1 protein-coding gene is annotated in these 295 nt (G+C 53.9%); it reads left to right on the forward strand.

What is annotated here, in order from left to right; genetic code table 11:
- Positions 1 to 274, forward strand: a 274-nt coding sequence (locus tag KMS84_RS39890) for a hypothetical protein (RefSeq protein ID WP_256921548.1), incomplete at its 5' end; no start/stop codon positions are given.
- Positions 275 to 295 lie beyond the last annotated feature (21 nt).

Below are 295 nucleotides of genomic sequence, written 5' to 3' on the forward strand. Positions count from 1 at the left end.
TGCCTTATGTATCCGGATGCTCCATGACGGCGGGATTATGTTCGGCAAAGGTAATGACGAGCATCTGCTGACGGCAGAGCAGGCTTACCTGCTCTGTATCGGACTAAGCGACTGCGCCTACTCTTTAGAGACTCGGAGGTGGCGAATTTGGGACAGAGTTATCGAATGGCGGAGACAGGGCGAGACATCAGCGCCGGAGCCTTCCACCGATGAACAGGCGCGCTTTGATCTGCTTAACAGCTACCTTAGTCGCTTCAGACCAACGTTGAGATAGCTTGATCGAACGCTACGTGAC

It is taken from the genome of Streptomyces hilarionis (assembly GCF_024539675.1).
Classification (GTDB): domain Bacteria; phylum Actinomycetota; class Actinomycetes; order Streptomycetales; family Streptomycetaceae; genus Streptomyces; species Streptomyces hilarionis.